Genomic DNA, 2,769 nt, shown 5'->3' on the forward strand with positions numbered 1-2,769 from the left:
CCGATGCGTCGTTACGAGCATTACTTCGAGTGCGAGCAAGCAATCGAGCTGTTGCCCTATCTGAAGGACACCCAGCGATTGGCGTTCCGGCCCGAAGGCAAAGGCTACTCGGGCGGCGTGCCAGACATTCGGGAGCCGCGCGGCTTCAACTTCGAAGTCGAGCACGACTATTTCGAACGCGTCGTTTGGCCGGCGCTTGCGCATCGGTTTCCGGCCTTCGAACGGACAAAAGAAAAGAACGTGATGCCGGGGCTCTACGATCAGAACGAGCTCGATGGCAACGTAATCATCGGCCCCTGGACCAATGGCCTGCCGAATTTCTACATGATTGCAGGATTCTCGGGCCACGGCCTCATGCATGCTCCAGGCTGCGGGCGCGCGATGGCCGAACTGATCCTGGATGGCGGCTATCGGACCATCGATCTCAGTCGTTTCGGATGGCAGCGCGTGTTGGACGGCGCACCGTATCGCGAACAAGGGATCATTTAGCAGACGTTGCCGAGGGCTACACCATGGTTTGAGACGGTGCTTCCGCACCGCCTCTCACCATGATGCAGATGTCCAAGTTGCTGGCCTACTCCGCCGGTGCCGCGTGCATCTCCGGATGCGCGGCGTAGGGCTCGCTGGCGCCGAGCCTGCTGGCCGCGAACAGCCCGGCGGCCATCACGGCGTAGGCGAATGCAACTGCGGGCGTGACGCCAAAGCCGCCACCGATGCCGACGGCTTCGCCGTGCATGAAGCCGAAGTAAGTCAGCACCGCTCCGACCAGCGCAAAGGCCGAGGCCTTCTCGAAGTCGCGCTCGATGATGAAGACGCCGATCGCGCCCAGGATCAGGCCGCCGAGGATAGAGCCGCCGCCCATCACCTCGAGCCCGTGATAGAACACGCCCTGCTGCGGCAGTGCTGCGATCGCCGCGGCCTTGACCGCGTCGGCCTTGTCGGCGGCGAGCCCGCCGACAGAGGTCGCGGCCATCATGGTCGAACCCAGCATGGTGTCGATCTGGAGCTTGGCCCAGGCGGCGAGATGCGGCGTCAGCGCCAGCACGATCGCGGGCGCGTGCTTGACCGGCGTGGTCTGGAACGCCTGCGCACCGATCAGCATGCCGATGTAGAGCAGGATCGGCGAGATCGCGACCACCGGCACGAGCGCCAGCAGCACCGAGATGATGCCGAACCATGCCAGCACGACCACCATGATGCCGGTCGCGGCCGAGTAGCCGATGCGGCCGCCCATCGCCTTCCAGCCGGGATGGCCGATATAGACCGCGTTGATGAAGGGATTGCCCATCAGGCAGCCGATCAGGCTGACGACGCCGTCGGCCGTCAGCACGCGCGTGGTCGGATATTCGTCGCCGGCCGCTTCCGCGCTCTCGACATTGTCCATGGCCTCGACGAGGTCATAGATGCCGAACGGAATGGCGGTGACCAGGATGATGCCGAGGAACTCGAAGCCGGAGAACACGTAGCCTACGGCCGGGATCGGCACCGAGAAGCCGAAATTGGCAAAGGCATCGCCGACGCCCTTGACGCTCAGTCCACCGAGACCGAGGCCGAACAGGTTCGAGCCCCAGGCGATGATCATGCCGACCGCGATGGCGACGAGGCCGGCGGGAATGCCGCGCCAATATTTCACGCCGCCGAACCAGCTCACCAGGATGATGGCGAAGCAGACCAGGCCGATCTGCGGCGTCATGTACATTTCGAGCGCCGGCCGCATCGAGATGAAGGTGACGGAGACACCGGCAAGCGTGCCGAGCAGCGCCGCGCGCGGCGTGATCTTGCGGATGAACGGCGCGATGAAGCCGCCGATCATGAGGATGAAGCTCTGGAAGAACACCCAGACCAGGCCGGCCGACCAACCCTTCAGCGGATCGCCGGTCTTGATCGTGATCGGCAGCATGATCACGAAGGTGACGATGAACATGTGCGGCACGCTGACGCCCGAGGGCAGCGCGCAGACGTCGCTGCGGCCGGTCTTCTGCGCCAGCCGGTAGGCGAGGTATGCGTAGTAGAAGGTCGACAGGCACATCATCAGCCCGAGCGCGGGCAGGATGCGGCCGAACACGAGTGAGTCCGGCATCTTCAGCACGAAGCGCAGCAGGCCCGTGAGCACCAGCATGTTGACGAGAATGTTGGTGCCGAAGCCGAAAAACGCGTTCCAGTCGCCCGGTGTCCATAGTGCCGGCTTGAACCCGGATGTATTCAGATCAGATTTGCCGGCCGTCCCCGTCATACTTGTGCTCATGGTGATGCCCCTAAGCTGAAATGTTCGAAGTCTTCAACGCCTCCAGTACCGCGGCTGAGTTCGCAACCCAGCCGAAGATTCCGCCCTGGGCCTTGATCATCTTCAGGCCCATCTCGTGAAACTCGGGAAAGTAGGACGCGCAGCCGTCCGAGATGACGACGCAGCGATAGCCGCGGTCATTGGCTTCGCGCACGGTGGTGTTGACGCACACTTCCGTGGTGACGCCGCACACCAGCAAATTCTCGATGCCGTATTTCTCCAGCACGTCGGTGAGCTCGGTGGCGTAGAACGCGCCCTTGCCGGGCTTGTCGATCACGACCTCGCTGTCGAGCGGATAAAGCTCGGGGATGATGTCGTGGCCGGCTTCGCCGCGAATGAGAATGCGGCCCATCGGGCCGGGATCGCCGATGCGGAGGCTCGGCGCGCCGCGCTCGACTTTCGCAGGCGGCGCATCGGACAGATCGGGCAGATGGCCCTCGCGGGTATGGATCACCAGCATGCCGGTGTCGCGCGCCGCCTTGAGC

3 protein-coding genes are annotated in these 2,769 nt (G+C 63.8%); 1 reads left to right on the forward strand and 2 read right to left on the reverse strand.

The genetic code is table 11. From position 1 onward, the window contains the following. The coding region (locus ACXJMY_RS37765; protein WP_456624428.1) for an NAD(P)/FAD-dependent oxidoreductase at positions 1-489 on the forward strand (489 nt) is incomplete at its 5' end. Between the two features lie 85 nt (positions 490-574). Here ACXJMY_RS37765 and ACXJMY_RS37770 read toward each other — a convergent pair. Together ACXJMY_RS37770 and ACXJMY_RS37775 are read right to left on the reverse strand one after the other, a co-directional pair. Further along, positions 575-2,245: a regulator gene (locus tag ACXJMY_RS37770; RefSeq protein ID WP_456624429.1), complete on the reverse strand. Its 1,671-nt coding sequence runs from the start codon at positions 2,243-2,245 to the stop codon at positions 575-577. A gap of 10 nt (positions 2,246-2,255) precedes the next feature. Then, positions 2,256-2,769 (reverse strand): cysteine hydrolase family protein (locus ACXJMY_RS37775; RefSeq protein WP_456624430.1); only part of this gene is annotated, 514 nt, incomplete at its 5' end.

It is taken from the genome of Bradyrhizobium sp. P5_C12 (assembly GCF_054049735.1).

Bases quoted from the DNA above. Each gene is read 5' to 3' on its own strand.
- ACXJMY_RS37770 (WP_456624429.1), bottom strand. From the start codon at position 2,245: ATGAGCACAAGTATGACGGGGACGGCCGGCAAATCTGATCTGAATACA.